Origin of the sequence: Undibacterium paludis, assembly GCF_022568815.1 — a bacterium.
GTDB lineage: Bacteria > Pseudomonadota > Gammaproteobacteria > Burkholderiales > Burkholderiaceae_D > Undibacterium.
Window position 1 is genome coordinate 62,218 of record NZ_JAKZHX010000011.1, and the last position, 18,846, is coordinate 81,063.

At 52.6% G+C, this 18,846-nt stretch carries 16 protein-coding genes; 3 read left to right on the forward strand and 13 right to left on the reverse strand.

All coding sequences use genetic code 11. The annotated features are described in order from the left end of the window. Nucleotides 1–36: 36 nt before the first annotated feature. The 4 genes from LZ463_RS18950 to LZ463_RS18965 all read right to left on the reverse strand — a co-directional run bounded on the left by LZ463_RS18950 (nucleotide 37) and on the right by LZ463_RS18965 (nucleotide 2,877). Nucleotides 37–423, reverse strand: a complete 387-nt coding sequence (locus tag LZ463_RS18950) for a hypothetical protein (protein ID WP_241457382.1) — start codon at nucleotides 421–423, stop codon at nucleotides 37–39. Nucleotides 424–675: 252 nt separating this feature from the next. Next, the gene (gene dksA / locus LZ463_RS18955; RefSeq protein WP_241457705.1) at nucleotides 676–1,080 is read right to left on the reverse strand and encodes an RNA polymerase-binding protein DksA; all 405 of its coding nucleotides are present in this window, start codon (nucleotides 1,078–1,080) and stop codon (nucleotides 676–678) included. Nucleotides 1,081–1,285: 205 nt separating this feature from the next. After that, nucleotides 1,286–2,362 carry a CobW family GTP-binding protein gene (locus LZ463_RS18960; protein ID WP_241457383.1) on the reverse strand — a complete coding sequence of 359 codons (1,077 nt, stop codon included), beginning with the start codon at nucleotides 2,360–2,362 and terminating at the stop codon, nucleotides 1,286–1,288. A gap of 17 nt (nucleotides 2,363–2,379) precedes the next feature. Beyond that, entirely contained in the window at nucleotides 2,380–2,877 is a 498-nt protein-coding gene (locus LZ463_RS18965; RefSeq protein ID WP_241457384.1) for a Fur family transcriptional regulator, read from the reverse strand. A 322-nt stretch (nucleotides 2,878–3,199) separates the two neighbouring features. Between LZ463_RS18965 and LZ463_RS18970 the strand changes: the two genes are divergently transcribed. Next, nucleotides 3,200–5,197: a PhoX family protein gene (locus LZ463_RS18970; protein ID WP_241457385.1), complete on the forward strand. Its 1,998-nt coding sequence runs from the start codon at nucleotides 3,200–3,202 to the stop codon at nucleotides 5,195–5,197. A gap of 186 nt (nucleotides 5,198–5,383) precedes the next feature. Then, nucleotides 5,384–6,445: an OmpA family protein gene (locus LZ463_RS18975; RefSeq protein WP_241457386.1), complete on the forward strand. Its 1,062-nt coding sequence runs from the start codon at nucleotides 5,384–5,386 to the stop codon at nucleotides 6,443–6,445. Nucleotides 6,446–6,600: 155 nt separating this feature from the next. On the opposite strand, the gene xerC is transcribed toward LZ463_RS18975, so the two are convergent. From xerC to LZ463_RS18995, 4 genes are read right to left on the reverse strand one after another with little or no spacing between them, the layout of a single operon-like run. Next, nucleotides 6,601–7,533: a tyrosine recombinase XerC gene (xerC, locus tag LZ463_RS18980; protein WP_241457387.1), complete on the reverse strand. Its 933-nt coding sequence runs from the start codon at nucleotides 7,531–7,533 to the stop codon at nucleotides 6,601–6,603. 15 nt (nucleotides 7,534–7,548) lie between these two features. Further along, entirely contained in the window at nucleotides 7,549–8,208 is a 660-nt protein-coding gene (locus LZ463_RS18985) for a DUF484 family protein (protein ID WP_241457388.1), read from the reverse strand. Next, nucleotides 8,205–9,068, reverse strand: coding sequence for a diaminopimelate epimerase (gene dapF / locus LZ463_RS18990; RefSeq protein WP_241457389.1), 864 nt, complete (start codon nucleotides 9,066–9,068; stop codon nucleotides 8,205–8,207). The genes LZ463_RS18985 and dapF overlap by 4 nt, the downstream gene beginning before the upstream one ends. Nucleotides 9,069–9,117: 49 nt before the next feature. Further along, nucleotides 9,118–11,448, reverse strand: a complete 2,331-nt coding sequence (locus tag LZ463_RS18995; protein ID WP_241457390.1) for a methyl-accepting chemotaxis protein — start codon at nucleotides 11,446–11,448, stop codon at nucleotides 9,118–9,120. Between the two features lie 365 nt (nucleotides 11,449–11,813). Here LZ463_RS18995 and LZ463_RS19000 point away from each other — a divergent pair, with 365 nt between their 5' ends. After that, on the forward strand, nucleotides 11,814–15,398 hold the full coding sequence (locus LZ463_RS19000; protein ID WP_241457391.1) for an indolepyruvate ferredoxin oxidoreductase family protein: 3,585 nt from the start codon (nucleotides 11,814–11,816) through the stop codon (nucleotides 15,396–15,398). 71 nt (nucleotides 15,399–15,469) lie between these two features. Here the strand turns inward: LZ463_RS19000 and LZ463_RS19005 are convergent, their stop codons facing one another. From LZ463_RS19005 to LZ463_RS19025, 5 genes are all read right to left on the reverse strand, one after another. Next, complete coding sequence (locus LZ463_RS19005) at nucleotides 15,470–15,964, reverse strand: SRPBCC family protein (RefSeq protein ID WP_241457392.1); 495 nt, start codon at nucleotides 15,962–15,964, stop codon at nucleotides 15,470–15,472. Further along, complete coding sequence (locus tag LZ463_RS19010) at nucleotides 15,961–16,419, reverse strand: MarR family winged helix-turn-helix transcriptional regulator (protein ID WP_241457393.1); 459 nt, start codon at nucleotides 16,417–16,419, stop codon at nucleotides 15,961–15,963. Before LZ463_RS19010 ends, LZ463_RS19005 begins: the two co-directional genes overlap by 4 nt. A gap of 90 nt (nucleotides 16,420–16,509) precedes the next feature. Next, nucleotides 16,510–17,607: an acyltransferase family protein gene (locus LZ463_RS19015; protein ID WP_241457394.1), complete on the reverse strand. Its 1,098-nt coding sequence runs from the start codon at nucleotides 17,605–17,607 to the stop codon at nucleotides 16,510–16,512. Nucleotides 17,608–17,745: 138 nt separating this feature from the next. Next, nucleotides 17,746–17,982, reverse strand: a complete 237-nt coding sequence (locus LZ463_RS19020; RefSeq protein ID WP_241457395.1) for a hypothetical protein — start codon at nucleotides 17,980–17,982, stop codon at nucleotides 17,746–17,748. 8 nt (nucleotides 17,983–17,990) lie between these two features. Continuing rightward, the gene (locus LZ463_RS19025; protein WP_241457396.1) at nucleotides 17,991–18,842 is read right to left on the reverse strand and encodes an amino acid ABC transporter substrate-binding protein; all 852 of its coding nucleotides are present in this window, start codon (nucleotides 18,840–18,842) and stop codon (nucleotides 17,991–17,993) included. Nucleotides 18,843–18,846: the final 4 nt, after the last annotated feature.

Below are 18,846 nucleotides of genomic sequence, written 5' to 3' on the forward strand. Positions count from 1 at the left end.
TATTTCAGATGCAAAACGGGCAGAGTCAGCGGAAAATCAGGCAAACAGGGAAGGTGGGGCGCGTGAAGAGAAGGGCAGGCGCAGCAATGCCAGCCAGCTCAGTATGATCTGGCTGTCGGCGATGATGGCTTTGCCGTCGATAAGATGAATGATGTCCGGAATGTGGTGCAGATATTCGCTGCCGGTGGCAGCGTCATACAGGGCGCAAGAGTGCAGACTGCTGTCATCCTGACTGCCAAACAGGAAGGAACTGACAGGGCTACCATGCTGTATCAGACTGGCAGGGGCTGTGACGCCAGTCCAGCCGCCATGTGAAAGACGATGTGCCAGCCCCATCCATTGCGCAAATATCAGCGCAGGCAACAGGAAACACAGCAACCATCGTTTGCCGTTGTGACTGTTGAATGAAAAAGGACCAGGCATTTTGCTTAAGGTAAATTGTTTAGCTTGTTTGGTTTCAATATTGTGAAACGCGGTTGTTCAAAAATGTCGTAAAAAACCGACAGTAACACGCCGGCATGACACCCAAATGAAATACGCCCCCGCGCTTTGAGCCAGTAGGTGCATGAAAGTTCAAGATTTTGCAACTATGTTGCATGCGGTTGCAACAAAAAAGCGCGCAGTCGATAACCGCACGCTTTTGACCTCCAGAAGCGTTACAGGGAGAGTTGCTGCTCAGTCACCGTACAATTTTTGCTTCATTTCACGTCTTTGCTGTGCTTCCAGCGACAGGGTTGCTGTCGGACGCGCCAGCAGACGTGGGACGCCTATGGGTTCACCGGTTTCTTCGCACCAGCCGTAATCACCTTCGTCAATACTGACGATGGCTTGCTGCACTTTCTTCAGCAACTTGCGTTCACGATCGCGGGTGCGCAGTTCAAGCGCATGTTCTTCCTCTATCGTGGCGCGGTCTGCCGGGTCTGGTACCAATACGGTTTCACGAAGATGCTCGGTGGTTTCGTCGGCGTTCTTCAATAAATCCTTCTCAAGCTGCTGCAAACGGGCCTTGAAAAATGCCAGTTGTGCAGCGTTCATATAGTCCTTCTCGCCCATCTTGAGGATTTCTTCCTCGGTGAGCAGAGCTTCGGGTGCGCTGACTGTAGCAGTCGATTTAGGTGATTTAGTTGCCACTTCGCTTACTTTCGATACGACGGGTTAATACATAGAACAAATCTGAAGCAATTTGCTCCCAGATAATTATCCTCCCCTTATTGATAAAGTAAATGACATTTGCATGAATGCCACTTGCACGACAGACAAGGTCTGACTTCAATAGCCCGCTAGTTTATACCAAACAATGCTCCAAACCTTGAATAAATATGTCTTTAGGTAGATTTTTACCAATAAATACCATCTTGCTTTCACGCAATTCATTTTCCCCCCATTTGGCGCCGATGTCTGTTCCCATGATCTGGTGGACACCCTGGAAGATCACTTTACGGTCTGCACCCTCCATCAGCAAGACGCCCTTATAGCGCAACATGCGCGGCCCAAACACTTGTACCAGGCCACCAAGGAATTCATCAAGCTGGCCGGTATTGAAGGGGCGGGTACTCTTGAAGACGAAGGCAGCAATGTCGTCAGAATGATGGGCATGGTGATGGTTGTGCGCATGCTTGTCACCATGATGGCCGTCATGATGATGGTGCTCATGTGTGCAATGTTCATCGCAATGCCCTTCTTCGTGGTGATGTTCTTCTTCCTCAGCACGTAAAAAATCCGGGTCCAGATCCAGCTTAGCATTCAGGTTGAAACCTTTCAAATCCAGCACTTCGCTGATGGCTATCTTGCCAAAGTCCACTGGCGAAATTGGCGCGCGCGGGTTCATGCGGGCCAGGCGGGTGCGCAGCATGGCTATTTGCTCGGCATCGACCAGATCGGTTTTGGAGAGCAATATCTTGTCGGCAAAACCAACCTGGCGCTGGGCTTCTTCATGCTCGTCAAGCTGCTGCATGCCATGGCGGGCATCGACAACGGTGACCACGGCATCAAGCATATAGTAGGTGCCGATTTCTTCATCGACAAAGAAAGTCTGGGCTACCGGGCCAGGATTGGCCAGGCCCGTGGTTTCTATGATGACGCGGTCAAAGCTGAGCTTGCCGGCATTTTTCTGTTCTATCAGTTTGGAGAGGGCAACGATAAGATCGCCGCGTACCGTGCAACAGACGCAGCCATTATTCATCTCCACGATCTGCTCATTACTGTCCTGTACCAGGATTTCATTGTCGATGTTCTCCTGGCCGAATTCATTTTCGATGACAGCGATCTTGTGGCCGTGATCTTCTTGCAGGATGCGGTTGAGCAGGGTAGTTTTGCCGGCACCCAAAAAACCGGTCAGTATGGTGGTGGGGATCAATGCCATGATGCTTTCTCTTTCGTTTACTTGCTACAGTCTGCACACCAACCCTTGATGGTCAGTTCTATGTCGTGACTTTGAAAACCGCGCCCCAGGGTTGCCTGCAAGGTGGCTTGCAATTGTTCGCCGAGGGTGGCTGGCTGCTGCGCATCATCGAGGCAAAAGACCCGGGCGCAACGTGTACATTTGAAATGCCCATGCTGGTGCTGCACGGCCTTTTCTTTACTGGTGACAGCATCACTGCCTGTGCTATAGCGAAATACCCTGTCATCACCAGAAATCTTGTGTGCCAGACCGGCATCGGTCAGGCAGTCAAGTGCCCTGTACAGTGTCACCCTGTCCATATCGGGCAGGGCGTCGTGCACTTCCAGGTGGGACAGTGCACGCTGGCTGAACAACAGCTCCGACAACACGCTGAGACGGGCATCGGTTGCACGAATGCCTGCTTCGGACAGCATGACAGATGCTTGATGGCGGCTCTGGCTGGCAGGCAATTTTGCGATAGCTGACTGAGATTTCATAAATCCTTGCTGAATCCTTCTATGGTGGTCTGGCACGGGTTTGCACGGGCAGCGCACAGATACAGACATTATTATGCCTCAAAAATGCAATTCAGTTGCAAAATGGCTCTGTGCACAATTCGCTGACAAATACAGAGAAATGCGTCGTGTCTGTGGATTGTTTGCTGCGTTTCACTTGCCTGTCATATTCGCTTTTTATACTCCTGCCCGAACTTGCCTTGCGTGGCAAGCGCTCAGGCAGGCTGTAAACCCATTACCCCAGCGGCGTAATTGCTCCTCTAACTGGCGCATTTTGTTGCAATCAACTATTGGAATTAGAATCATGTCAGATCAACCTCAACTCGGTCGCCGTCAGGCACTTAAATTCCTGGCTGGCGCTCCTTTGCTGCCGCTGGGCGCGATGTCCACAGCGTCATTATTGTCTGCCTGCGGCGGCAGCAGCAATACCGCGGTGACACCACAAGTGCCGGTTGCCGTCAATTTTACCAGTGCTGAATTTACCGCAATGCCTGCGCCATCACTGGCAAATGCTGCAGCAATGGCGACCACTTCGGTCGGCTCCAGCCTGAGTGTGAATTTCAGTGACAATAGCTCGCAGGCGTTCAAGCTTGCTTATCAGCCTTTCTTTACGACAGGCGATATGGTTTCCAATGGCAATGGCGGTACTATCCTGGCCGGTGGTTATGTCGACATTAATAACAAGCCGATTATTGATAAAACTGTTGCAGGTAAAGAGCGTCAATTCTTCTCTGATTCGCCTGACGGTACTTCGCTGCTGTCGGTTGCCAATCCCACTGTTGCCGGCATCAAGGGCAAGGCAGTTTTCGCCGTTGTGCAATTTGAATATACGACCTGGGCACAGGATGAAAAGACCGATATGTATGGCAAACTGCCTTCACCTATCGCTGTCCTGACCCTGGACCAGGACCAGACTACCGGCAAGCTGAGCCTCGTGAAATACCACAATGTCGATACCTCCAAGGTCAATGGCCTGTGGATTACCTGCGGCGCCAGCCTGTCGCCATGGGGTACGCACCTGTCCAGCGAAGAATACGAGCCAGACGCCTACACGATTTCCAGCAACACACAGTTCAAGGCTTATAGCACCAATCTGTTTGGCGATGAGAACAAGGCCAATCCTTACCACTATGGCCATCTGCCTGAAGTGACAGTCAACCCTGACGGTACAGGTACCATCAAGAAGCACTACTGCATGGGGCGTATCTCGCATGAACTGATACAGGTCATGCCCGACAACCGCACCGCCCTGATGGGTGATGATGCAACCAATGGCGGTATCTTCATTTTCGTTGCTGACAAAGAAAAAGACCTGTCTTCCGGTTCCCTGTATGTCGCCAAGATCGGTTCTGGCTTCTCCATTGATCCTGCCGCTGCAGGTGCTTCGCTGACCTGGATCAAGCTCGGTTCCGCTACCAGTGCAGAAATCGAAAACATGGCGAATACCATCAAGCCTGCCGACATCATGGAAGTGGCGACAACCGATCCTAAAGACGCCAGCTTCACCAAGATTTTCTACAGCGGCAAACCGCAGTGGATCAAGATCAAGCCAGGAATGGAAAAAGCAGCAGCCTTCCTGGAAACACATCGTTACGCATCTTACGTCGGAGGCAGCATGGCCTTGACCAAACTGGAAGGTACAACGGTTAATGCCAAGGACAAGATTGCCTATTCTGCCTTGCAGAACATGCAGGCATCCATGGTACGCGGCAATGCAGGCTGGAACGAAGCCTATGGTGTGACGTTAGAAAAAGTCGTGACAGCCGGTGCCGTGCTGGCCCACACCCTGACTGGCGGGCAAAAAGACACCAGCGGCGGCGCCATCAATAGTGAATGGGTGCCAACACAAACCAAGGTACTGTTGATTGGTGAGGACTATCTGGATGCCAGTGGCAAGCTTGCTCCGGATACGCTGGGCAATACCGCCAATCCTGATAAGGTTGCCAATCCTGATAATCTGAAGTTCTCGGAAAAACTGCGCACCTTGTTCATCGGTGAAGACAGCAGCCAGCACGTGAATAATTTCTTGTGGGCCTATAACGTCGATACGAAAAAACTGTCACGCCTGGCATCCATGCCTGCCGGTGCAGAATCGACAGGCCTGTCCGTTGTCGATGACCTCAATGGCTGGACTTACATCACAAGTAATTTCCAGCATGCGGGTGACTGGTTGTCACCTCTGCACAGCAACGTGCAGTCCACACTGGACCCTCTGGTACGTGCCAACTACAAAAACCGCTTCGCAGCTGCGGTTGGCTATCTGACTGCCGATGCCACCAGCCTGAAACTGGTCAAAGCATAAAGAAATCAAATACAGTACAAAAAAGCAGCGAATTCGCTGCTTTTTTTGTTTTTTTATGGGGCAAATCAAGGAAAGCAATTACTTGTATTTGTAAGCAAATATGGAAATTGCTGAACTCCTTTGTGCTTATGCTACATTAACTGGCTGTTGTAAAAAACTATATTCTCCAGGGAGGCCGGTGTCGTGATGCGTACATTAATGAAACCTTTGCTGTTGAGCCTGATCGTGGCAAGTGCCCAGTTCGCGCAGGCTGCCGTCAACCCGGCTTATGAAAAAGTCCTGACCACGGATGCGCCCAATGCCAAAGACCATCCTCTGACCGGCCGTTACCAGGGTTCCACCATATTGCTGCAGACACAAAAAGCCTTTGATGAAATCAGTTTTCCGGCTGGTCCGGCAACTGAACCCGATTACAGCAGCAACAAGAAATTTTCCAAAGTGCAAAAAGCCGAGGGAACGCTGACACGTACCGTTTATGTGGCGCCCAAAGGCCGCTCTTCGCTGGAAGTGTTTCGTAACTTCACGGACAGTCTGGGCAGCAAAGGTTTCAAGCCGGCATTCCAGTGCGACAACGAAAGTTGCGGTCCTTCTTTCAAAAGCCTGAAATATAACTGGAATGAAAAGCGTACCCATGTCCAGGGTGAAGGTTACGATGTTAACCGTAACCGTTTTGTCTCTGGCGTCTTCGATGGCGCCAAGGACTTGCGCTATGCCTTGCTGCAAAAGGGCAGCGGCGCCGCCACGACCTATGTGGGTGTGTATGCGGCACTGAATTCCGGCGGTACCATGGGCGACCTGACCGACAGCCTCAGTGATCGTGTCACCGTCTTGGTGGAAGTGCTTGAACCCAGGGCCATGGAACAGAATATTGTCACCGTTGATGCCGACGCCATCAGCAAGGAACTGGCGGCCAATGGCGCAGTCAGTTTTTATGGCCTGTACTTTGACACTGACAAGGCCGTCATCAAGCCGGAATCCAAACCGCAGCTTGATGAAATGGCGAAATACCTGAAAGCCAATAGTGCTGCAGTCTATATCGTCGGCCATACCGACACCCAGGGTGTGCTTGACTACAACATGACTTTGTCAGGCAAGCGCGCCCAGGCTGTGGTCGATGCACTCAAAGGCTATGGCATTGCCGACGCGCGATTGATTGCCAAGGGTGTAGGCCCGCTGGCACCGCGGGCTTCGAATGCGGCTGAGGCAGGTCGTTCCAAGAACAGGCGTGTGGAAATGGTCTTGCGCTAAGAACCTGCTTACGATCTTACTGCGCGAACGTGATCGGGGCTCATTTGCTGCTCAAAATGCTCATGTACTTCAGTACACTCCGCTTTTTGCGCTGCTCTTCGCCCGCTGATGCTCGCTCGCTACAGATCGTAATCAGGTTCTAAATATTTTGCTGCTTATTTCTTGGCACGCGGATGTGCCTGGTCATACACCTTGGCCAGATGCTGGAAATCCAGAGAAGTGTAAACCTGGGTCGCTGCAATCGAGCTGTGACCAAGCATCTCCTGCACGGCACGCAGATCGCCGGATGATTGCAGAACATGGGAGGCAAAAGAATGCCGCAACATGTGCGGGTGCACATTGGCAGGTATGTCGAGACTCTGCGCATGTGCCTTTATGCGCAGCTGTATCAGCCGGGTAGAAATGCGGCTGCCGCGTCCACTGAGGAATAGGGGATGCGGATCGCTTTTCAGCAAGCTGCCACGGACAGCCAGCCAGTCCTGCAAGGCTTCCAGAGCTGGATTACCCACCGGGACGATGCGCTCTTTGCCACCCTTGCCGGTGACATGCACTTCGCCTTCCCGCATATCGACCCAGCCAGCCGAACTGTAGCCGGTTTCAGTCACCGGGGCGATATCCAGTCCGGCCAGTTCCGATACCCGCAAACCGCTGGAATACAAGAGTTCAAACATGGCGCGGTTGGCACGTGCAGTGGGTTGATCGCTGCCCTTGTGTGCGACCAGTCTTACCGCATCATCTGCGCCCAGAGCCTTGGGAAGTGGCTTGCCTTTCTTGGGCGCACGCACGCCTTCTACAGGATTGGCTGGCAGATCATGGTTTTCGACTAGCCAGCGGTAAAAACTGCGCCAGCTGGACAGTTTGCGTGCGATGGTGCGGGCGCTTTGCCCGGCACCGTGCATCTGTGCTGCAAAACGCCGAATCTGGTGGGTGTTCAGTGACTTCAATTCGGTAGGACCGGCCAGCCTGATCAGTTCCTGCAAGTCCAGCAGGTAGCTGTCCAGCGTATGTGGGGACAACTGTCGCTGGCTACGCAGTATCTCCAGATAGTCGCCGATATCGCTTTGCTGTCGCTGTCCTGGAGTATCCATGAGCGCGTCGTCTGCTTACATATCCACCAGGCAACTGAGTGCTGCACTGCTGGTGTCGGCGATCTTGCTCAGGAAGTCGGTCGCCATGTCCTTGGTGTAGCGGTTGGGGTCAGGTGAACCCAATACCAACAGGCCAAAGGTCGGCCCGGTTACAGACAGGCGCAGGGGCAGCATGGCCAGGGACTGTACTGGTTCAGCGGTCTCCAGCCAGCCAGCGGCTTCAAAATCATGGTTTTTGCCACAATATGGTGTACTCAACCCCTTGGCGAACAGGCGGGCATCATCAGATGTTGTTCTGGCAAACCAGGTGTGCGCAAAGTCCGGGGCTACATCCCACAGACGCAGGGTGGCATGCGGCAAATCAAAAATGTCCTGCAAGCCTTGTGTCAGTGCATGCGGCAGGTCAACATCATTGCGTGCCAGCAGGAGGGCGCGGGTCCAGCTCTGGAACTTCTGGCTGATGTCATGGTTTTCCTGGGCTATCCTGAGCAGGTCGGCCATACGCAGTTCCAGGCCACGGTATTTTTCGCGTACCACTTCCATCTGGCGTTCTTGCAAGGAAATGGCACGGCCCATGACGGGGCTGGTGAGTTTGATGCTACCCAGTAACTCAGCATGCTCTTCAAAAAAGTGCGGATGTTGTATCAGGTAGGTCGCGATGTCGTTGGAATTCATTGTATTTCTGAAAGATTAATTTCGCCTTCGAAGACGGTCACGGCAGGGCCGCTGAGGAAAACCGGATGGCCTTCACCTTTCCAGGCGATGGAGAGTTCTCCGCCACGCATGCTGACACGCACCGGGCTGTCAAGCAAGCCACGGTGTATGCCGGTTACGGCGGCGGCACAGGCGCCGGTGCCGCAAGCCAGGGTTTCACCTGCGCCGCGTTCAAAGACGCGCAAACGTATGTGGCGGCGATCAAGAATCTGCATGAACCCGGCATTGACCCGTTTGGGAAAGCGCGGATGGTTTTCTATCAGGGGACCATCAACCTGCACCGGATAGTCATCGACTGAGGCCACGACCTGCACAGCATGCGGGTTGCCCATGGATACGGCCGAAATCCAGGCCTGTTTGCCATTGATTTCGAGCGGCCACAGGCTGTCATCACCCTGATGACTGGCAGTCAGGCTTTCGCTGAGGAAAGGGACTCTGGACGGTTCCAGCACGGGTGCACCCATATTGACGGTGATCTTGCCATCGGCTTCCAGGCGCGGCTCGATGATGCCGGACATGGTCTCTACCCGTATGCTGGTCTTGTCTGTCAGGCCTTTTTCTATGACAAATTGAACAAACGCACGTGAGCCATTGCCGCATTGTTCGACTTCGCCGCCATCGGCATTGTAAATACGGTAACGAAAATCGACATCTGGCTGGACCGGGCGTTCTACCACCAGAATCTGGTCGGCGCCGATGCCAAAACGGCGGTCAGCGATGAAACGCCATTGTGCAGGCGTGAAATTGATGTGCTGGTTGATTGCATCAATGACGACAAAATCATTGCCTGCACCATGCATTTTGGTGAATTTGAGTTTCATACTTGCGATTATAGCCTCAGTCGAGGGCTGTCACGTGCTTCTGCTGCATTCAGCCAACCTGGTATACCCCACAACCGAGTACCAGATTGTCGTCAACCGCTTCTATGTAGGAAGTCTTGGCTTCGGTCTTTTTGGAGACAGGATTGACAATTTTGTAGTTGATCCAGCCACCGCTTGCCGGTAATTCAAAAGCATCTCTGACCAGTTTGCGGCCATCGAGGCCATCGACATGGAAGAGATTGACTTTCAGTTTGGCGGCATTGCCAGCAAAGGCAAGGTAATCGCCGTTTCTGTCAAAGGCAAATACATACATGTCGCGGTCGGCAAACAATTTGTCTGTATTGGCCGTGATGATCTGCAGTGCTCCACGCCCCTTGGCCTGGTAGACTGCCACGGCTTTTTTGACCATGGCGTAGGCTTCGTCTGCCGTACCTTGCAACAGGCGGAAAGTCGATACCGCCCGTGACAATGCCTGGGCTTTTTCTTCCAGACTGATGGAGGCATGTTTGGCCTGCTCTGCCATTTGTCCATTGCTTTGGGTGATACTGTCCAGATGGCGCAGGGCTTCAGATATCTGTGACAGGCCGTTGCTTTGCTCAGCCGATGCGGTGGAAATGGCATTAATGTTATTGGCCAGGCCACGTATTCCATCGACGATTTCTGTCAGTGTCTGGTTGACGTTACTGATCTGGGTCACTCCATCATCCACCCTGTGTACGGCATCATCGATCAGGTGCCTGATCTGGCGTGCAGAATCGGCACTGCGTTGCGCCAGGCTGCGCACTTCGCTGGCGACGACGGCAAAGCCGCGGCCATGCTCGCCTGCGCGTGAAGCCTCCACTGCGGCATTCAGGGCGAGGATGTCGGTCTGGAAAGAAATGCCATCGATCAGGCTGACTATCTCCTGTACCTTGCGTGCGCTCTGATGTATGCCATTCATGGAGTCCACTGCTGAGCGCATGGCGTCACCGGTGGATTCGGTAATGATGCGCAGATTGGCCGCCAGGTTATCAACGGCTTTGGCGCTGTCGGCGTTCTTTTTCACGGTATCGGCGAGGTCATCGACACTGGCCGAAGTCTGTTCCAGGCTTGATGCCTGTTGTTCTGTCCTGACGGTTAGGTCACTGATGCTGGTCGCCAGTCCCTCGCCAAGTTGCGCCACCATGCTGGCATTGCTGCGTACATTGGCAACCAGTCTGGATAGATTGCTGTTCATGCTTTCGAGCAAGTGACCGGTTTCTGCGAGTTCATCACGACCATTGATATGGACTTTATTGGTCAGGTCGCCGGCTGCCACGGCTTTGGCAGAGTTGCCAACCTCATTGAGGGCAAGCATGAAGCCCTGATTGAAGCCCAGCGCCAGGTAACAGCTAAGTATCACCATCAACAAGATGGCTGTGCTGACCACAGCCTGATATTGATCAAGCCGATTCGCTCTGTCCGTTAGCAATTGACCTAGTTTGCCATTCATCTGTGCTTGCAGGGCCAGGGCTTTCTCTATTGCCTGCGTGCCCTGGGCAAAGAAGGCACTGGCATCACCAGTGATGCTTTCACCGAGCAGGTTTTTCCTGGCCAGCTCAGAAAACGCCCTGGTGGCATCCAGGGTAGCCTGCTCTGCATCCCCCATGCTCAGGCTGGCGCGCTTGATGGCCTCATCCATGTCAGTGAGCGCAATACTGGCCGCCTGTATTGCATCAAGCCGAGAAACGATGCCGGCTTTTTCCGGAAATTCCATACTCCCGGTCTTGATATAGGTAGAGCCCAGGCCACGCAACAGGGCCAGGTGTTCTATCCACCCTGGCATCTTGCGCAATGAGATATCAAGCAGCAAGAAGCTGGCATTGTCGGTATCGGTCAGCAGGCCGGTTTTTTCGCTGGACAGGCTGGAAAACAACAAAGCCTGTCTGATCAGGCGGCTGTGCTGGGCAACATTGTCCTTGACGCTGGCGGCGGTCTGACCCGATGCCAGTTGCTGTAACTCGTCTCCGCTGGCTTGCCATGCTGTCTGCAAACTCAACTCAGGATGATCTGCCATGAATTTTGCCAATTGCTCAAGGCTGCTCTTGAGTTCGCCCCTGGTTTTGCCCAGTTCTTCATCAAGGTTCTGGCCGGACAGCTTGAGATTGACCTGGCCGCGGTGCTTCTGTGTCTGTATCACCACTTTCATGACAAGATTGTTGAGTTCTATGCCAACAAGACCGGCATGTGCACGTGCCGAATCTGCGTGGATTTGTTGTATGACTATGCTGGCTAAAAACAACATAGGGGCGAGCAGGATAATAAATATGCCCAGCAGTTTGGTGCGCAAACTGAGTTTACTCATCAAGGCCGTACAGGGGAGCATGATCTTTTCTGCAAAAGTCGATTTATTGCCAGACATGGTTATCCTTGCTAATAAATAGCTAATAAATAGCTGATCCTGAAGCTCACAAGCTATTTTCGCAGATTCTGCAACTTGATACGACAGAAATTAAATATATAAAAAACAAGTATGAGCAATCCCCCGTTCTTATGGGACCAGTACACTTTTGCAAAGTGTCAGTCATACTGTACTGGTCTTATTCTGAGACACTGTCCATTGGGTCGGCCAGTACAGCATGGTAATGTGCGAGCCGTATCTTGCTGGCTTGAGATCGCATACCCATTGCAATGCCAAGCTAGATTAATAAGTATATGATTCACTCACAAGGTGATTCTGTTTTGTTGCGCACACCATTGCCACACGATAAAAAGCACGGAGACCCCATGAATGCACCCCTGAAAGCCGAGCAGCAGGCGCTGATCGACAATAATATTTCCCTCGACGACAAATTCACGCTGGAGCGCGGCCGCGCCTTCATGACCGGCACCCAGGCCCTGATACGCCTGATGATGTTGCAGCGCCAGGCAGATGAAAAAGCAGGCCTCAATACCGGTGGCTACATCAGCGGCTATCGTGGCTCACCGTTGGGGAATGTCGATCTGACCGCCGCCAAGGCAAAAAAACACCTGGCCAAACACCATGTCAAATTCCACCCCGGTGTGAATGAAGACCTGGCGGCGACCACTGTGTGGGGTACGCAACAGGTCAACATGTTCCCTGGTGCGAAGTACGATGGCGTGTTCGCCATGTGGTATGGCAAGGGTCCGGGTGTAGATCGTTGCGGCGACGTATTCAAGCATGCCAATCTGGCAGGCACTTCAAAACATGGCGGTGTGCTGGTCGTGGCAGGTGACGATCATGCTGCCAAATCGTCTACTGCTGCGCATCAGAGTGAACATATACTCAAGGCTTGCGGCATCCCGGTTTTGTATCCATCCACAGTACAAGAGTATCTGGATTATGGTCTGCATGGCATCGCCATGTCGCGCTATACCGGCCTGTGGGTATCGATGAAATGCGTGACTGACATTGTGGAATCCGGTGCGGTCGTTGATATCGACCCTGAGCGTGTCCAACCAATTATTCCTGCCGATTTTGTCTTGCCTGCCGATGGCGTGAACATCCGCACACCAGACCCGGTACTGGCGCAAGAAATCCGCATGAATAACTACAAATGGTATGCGGCCCTGGCATATGCACGTGCCAACAAGCTCAATAAAATCATCTGGGACAGCCCACACGCCAAGATCGGTATCATCACAGCCGGTAAATCCTACCTTGATACCCGCCAGGCCTTGGCTGATCTCGGCATCGATGAACAGGTCGCAAGGGACATAGGCATACGGCTGTACAAGATAGGTCTGACCTGGCCGCTGGAATCTGAAGGTGTGCGTGAATTCGCCACTGGTCTCGAAGAAATCCTGGTCGTCGAAGAAAAACGTCAGATCCTTGAATACGCTTTAAAAGAAGAACTGTATAACTGGGAAGACAAAGTTCGCCCACGCGTGGTCGGCAAATTTGACGACAGTGGCGAATGGAGCAATCTGCATGGTTCAGGCCATGGTGAATGGCTGCTGCCCGCGACCTATGAACTGAGCCCGGCACAGATCGCCAGGGCGATTGCTTCCCGCATCAGCCGTTACTTCGCCGGTCATCCGGTAGAGCAGCGCGTGAAAGAGCGTGTGGCTTATCTGGAAGCCAAGGAAGCGATGCTCAACACCGTTTCCAAACCTGATCCCAACAAAGACCGCGTACCGCATTTCTGTTCCGGCTGCCCGCATAATACCTCCACCAAAGTACCAGAAGGCAGCCGTGCCCTGGCCGGTATCGGTTGCCACTACATGGTCACCTGGATGGACCGCGAAACCTCCACCTTTACCCACATGGGCGCAGAGGGCGTGACCTGGGTAGGCCAGGCACCGTTCACGACTGAGAACCATGTGTTCTGTAATCTCGGCGATGGTACTTACTATCACTCGGGTTTGCTGGCGATACGCGCTGCAGTATCGGGTGAAGTCAATATCACCTACAAGATTTTGTTCAATGATGCTGTTGCCATGACAGGTGGGCAGGAATTCGATGGCCCGCTGGACCCCGGCATGATTTCGCGCCAGATTGCTGCCGAAGGTGTATCACCAATCATCGTCGTTACCGACGAGCCAGAAAAATATGGAGCAGGCTATCCATGGGCTGCTGGCGTCACTGTACGTCACCGTAGCGAACTCGATGCCGTGCAGCGCGAACTGCGCCAGGCCAAGGGTGTGTCTGCGATGATCTATGACCAGACCTGTGCTTCTGAAAAACGCCGCCGCAGGAAAAAAATAGACAAGGATGGCAAACCTGGCTTCCCTGACCCGGCCAAACGCGCAGTCATCAATGAAGCTGTGTGTGAAGGCTGTGGCGATTGCTCGGTGCAATCGAACTGCCTGTCTGTCGAGCCGCTGGAAACCGAATTCGGTCGCAAGCGCCAGATCAACCAGTCTTCATGCAACAAGGATTTTTCTTGCGTTACAGGTTTCTGCCCCAGCTTTGTTACTGTTGAAGGCGGCAAACTCAAAAAACCGGCAAAAACAAAAATTGAGCCAGGCAATGCACTCGACGTGAATGCCCTGCCTTATCCAGCCCTGCCTGACACCAAGACACCTTTCGGTGTACTGGTGACTGGTGTTGGTGGTACTGGCGTCATCACCATAGGCCAGATCATGGCGATGGCGGCACATTTGCAGGGCAAAGCCTGTTCTGTGCTGGACATGACAGGTCTGGCGCAAAAAGGCGGCGCTGTGATGTCACATGTACGCCTGGCTGACAAGGCGGAAGACATACAATCTACACGCGTAGGCACAGGCATGGCTGACCTGGTCATAGGCTGTGACCTCATTGTGACGGCAGGCAAGGATGCCCTGTCACGCATGGGCGAAGGCCGTACCCACGCCGCCATCAATGCCAATGGTTCACCTACATCCACTTTCATCAAGAACCCGAACTGGCAATTCCCGGCTGAGTCAGCCGAAGGTGATATCCGCAAAGCCTGCGGTGCGGACCGTGTTGACCTGATCGACGCTGCTTCGATAGCCACGGCCTTGATGGGCGACAATATTGCCACCAACATGTTCATCCTTGGTTATTCCTGGCAAAAAGGCTGGGTGCCGCTGGAAGAAGTCGCCCTGATGCGTGCGATTGAACTCAATGGCGTCTCTATCGACTTCAACAAGCAGGCCTTTAACTGGGGCCGTCTGGCTGCGCATGACCTGGCAGCGGTACAACGCCTGGTGACACCGGCACAAGTCATAGAACTCAAACGTGCACCTACGCTGGATGACACCATCAACAAGCGCGTGGCTTTCCTGACAGATTACCAGGACGCCGCCTACGCCAGCCAGTACAGTGACTTTGTGGCCCAGGTCAAAGCCGCAGAAAGCAAACTCGTCGATGGCAACAAGCCCTTGCGCCTGACAGAAGCAGTTGCCAAATACCTGTTCAAACTGATGGCTTACAAAGATGAGTACGAAGTCGCGCGCCTGTACACCGATGGCAAATTCCAGAAGAAAATTGCCGACATGTTTGAAGGTGACTATGCCATCAACTTCCATCTCGCACCACCGCTGCTGGCCAAGCGCGATGACAAGGGCCATCTGATCAAGCAGCAGTTTGGTCCATGGATGATGAAGGCATTCGGTGTACTGGCCAAGTTCAAGTCCCTGCGTGGCGGTACTTTCGATATCTTCGGTTATACTGAAGAACGCAGGATGGAACGTGCCCTGCCAGTCGAGTACAAGCAAACCCTGAACAAGCTATTGCCTTTGCTTAATGCTGACAATCTGTCCAAGGCAGTCGCAATTGCCAGCATTCCTGAAGACATACGCGGTTATGGTCATGTCAAGGAAAGGCATTTCAAGGCAGCCAAAGCCAAGGAAGCAACGCTGATTGCTGAATTCAATACGGCACAGTCTGCGCAAAAAGCTGCTTAAAGTCATGTAAACCAGACTTTGGTATAAAAAACAGGTCGCTCATCGGCGACCTGTTTTGTTTCGCGTAATAGTCAGGTTTTTTGCTTGAATTTTCTCTCTACATCATCCAGATAGGTCCGCATGGTTTTTTCATGCGAAAACACATAAGTGGCAAAGAAACGCATCAGGGGATTGGGTACACTGCCGGTTTCCGTGATGCGCAACTGGCTGCTGCCGTGATTGCCGCTGATCTCAAAGGTCCAGGTGCCGGAAAACGGCAGCTCAGGGTCATCGATTCTTGACACCAGGCGTTTGTCAGGCTGGTCTTCTATGATTCTGTAGGGGATTTTTCCATGGCCCGATTCTTCTATGTAGCGCAGCTCACCATCCCTTTGCATGGATTTAATACCGGTGCGCCAGCCAGGGTAAGCCTCGTAATTGCGCACCAGTTGATACAGGGTGCTGGCCGGGACGGGGTAGTCCTGACTCAGGCTGAGCTGATGATCTTTTGGCGCCAGCATGCCCATGACGACGATCACGATACCCAGTAAGACAATGATGGCAAGGCTCAGCAAGGCAAACTTCATTCTGCATCCTTTCTTTTGTCGACTAGCCTGAAACAGGCTTGTGCCAATATTTCCAGACCCGCCAGGGCCTTGTTGATTTCTGCTGCACTCATTTCTGCCAGTAGTGCGGCAAGTTTGTCTGCTTCCAGTACTGAACTCCTGCTCATGATGTCCTGGCCCTGAGCTGTCAGCCGTAGCAGGCGGACCCGTTTGTCACTGGACAACTGTGCGTCGATCAGTTCCAGTCCGCTCAGGTATTTGATGGCCTCGGACATGGTGGATTTGGTGATACCCAGGTGCCTGGCCAGTTGTGCCTGCGTCATGGGCCTGCTCGTGCTCAGGTGAGCCAAGATCGTTGCATCACGCTGGGAGATAGCCACTGCTTTGTCAGGTGAAGGCTGGTGATCTGCATGACATGCATGGTAAATGCGCGGGTAAGCGGACTGTATGCGGTAAATGATGTCAAATGTATTCATGGTGCATAGTGTAGGCAACAGAATGCAGGTTCGTCAAAACGAACTACTTCATGATTATTTTCAACTGCTCAGGCAATTTGTCTTTTCTTGTTAGCTTGCTTGGCGCACGCGGAAAAGTTTCTTCAAACCCGACAGTATCACGGTCTTCTTTTGTAATGAAGGTTGTTCGATGATGTGCCAGGATGCTGCTGCGAACAGCAAGGTGATGAGTGTGGACCAGCAGGCCATATTCAGTATGGATATGCCCGGATACATGGCGACGAGTGCTTGCTGCACGGGAAAGGCGTAAATGTAGACGCCGTAAGAATAGTCGCCCAGTTTATTGATTGCGCGGATTTTTCCAGTGGGGACAAACGCCAGGTAAAGCAAAAGATAAGCTACAAACAGGTAATAGGCAAGCGCAAACCAGCGTGCACTGAGCAGCCCGGCGATGATCAACGCGGTCGTGCCAGCCAGAAACAGGCCATGACTGAAGACGATACGTCCTTTCATCAGGTAAAAGAAGGTGCCGCTAAAAAACATGAAAATAAATTGTGTCAAATGACTCCTTGCTGTGCCCTGGCCGATGGCAAGGTAAATCGCAGCGCCTGTTACCAGGCAGATAACCAGCTGGGGCATGCCCAGGTGTTTATCCGGGGATTTTTCGTCACCTGCTTTTGGCCGGGGTTTGCACAGCCACCAGATAAACAGCAAAAGCCAATACATTTTTAATTCGTAGAGTAAAGTCCACAATGAACCATTCACGGCTTTCTTATAAGGGTTGGTTTCAAATACACCGGGCAAGACATAGTCTATGCCAAACAGCAAGCTGGAGTTCCTGAGCAGGTAAGTGTAGGTGCTACTGTCGAGCAGATAAGCCTGACACGATAATGCAGTGAAGAATGGCCCGAGCAAAAAGACAGAAAGAAACGTCATCACGATCAGACCGGGGAAAATGCGCAGTCCACGGCAGACCAGATATTCCATAACGTTGTCGCACCTGATCAGGCTGCCGGTAACCAGAAAGCCACTGGCAATAAAGAAGACATCGACGGCGATACTACCGATGGTCATACCCAGATTGTGATGAAACGGTTCTGTTTGTCCGGTCAAGGGGAAGCAATGATTGATCATGACGGCCATGGCCGCAGTGATCCGTATCAGATTGAAGTTATTATCCCGGCTTGCGGTGAAATCCGATAAACGCATCAATTTATTTTTGCCTAAGGAATAAGCAAGGGATTCTCTTGCCTTAGCCAGGACAAGTAAATCGTGTTTTATGAAGCATTCTTATGTGGTACCGCAGGTCCAGCAAGAAAGCACTTTGCTTTAAAAACCCTGCCCATGTCAGGTATGGTCTGGATCTGATGCCGCTTTTCTTTTTCTCTTGCCTGCTTCAAGTGAACCGGTATGCCAACGCCAGCGTGAGTACATCAGCTTGTACAGCGTCTGGTATTCCTCAGCCTCAGCCGTGCTTCGCTGTCCAAGTTCATGTAATTGCACGAAACGGGCAGAGAGGGCATTGGGATTGGCCGCAGTTTTGACATGAGCAATTTCCTTTGATATGAATTCTTCAGGTGTCATGACGGAGATCAGTTGGGTACCTGGTCGCTGGGGAATTGCACGATGGCGCGCAACATCTGGCCCATGGGCATGTTCATGTTGATATTGCCGGGGGTGATAGCCTGCCTGAACCATTTGTCGTAGAGCGGGTATATTTCGCGGTCTAGCATGACCCTGGCAATTTCACGGTCCACCATGGATTTGAATGCAGGATCATCCTTGCGTAATATCAGCGCATAGGGTTCAGCCGACAGCGGATCGCCAACGATACGAAATGCGTCCGGATTGCTGTCTTTGGCACGCAAGCCTGACAGCAGGACGTCATCCATGGCAAAAGCATCTGCCCGCCGGTCCTTGACCATGGCAAAGGCTTCAGCATGATCTTTGCTTTCCAGCATGGTGATGTGCAATGAACGTATCTTGTCGCGACTGGCCAGTGTCTGGGCATTGGTGGTTCCCCTGGTCGTGACGATAGTTTTGCCTTGCAGGTCAGGCCAGTTCTTGATTGCAGAATCATCACGTACCAGCATCCTGGCGTAAGCAACAAAATAGGGAATGGAAAAAGCCACCTGAAGGCGCCTTTCCTGTGTGTTGGTGGTGGAGCCACATTCGATGTCTGCGCGCCCTTCAGCAATGGCCTGTATCCGCGTGAACGGGGTGATGGGCAGGTACTGTATGTCAAGCCGGGGCAGATGCAGTTCACGCTTGATTGCTTGTGCGACTTTCATGCAGAGATCGATGGCGTAACCCATGGGTTTGCCCTTGTCGTCGGTATACGAGAAAGGGATGGACGATGCGCGATAGGCGATCGTCAGGGTTTGCGTCTCCCTGATTTTATCCAGCGTAGCGGCAGTTGAAGCGGGGGAGAATGTGATCAGCATGCCG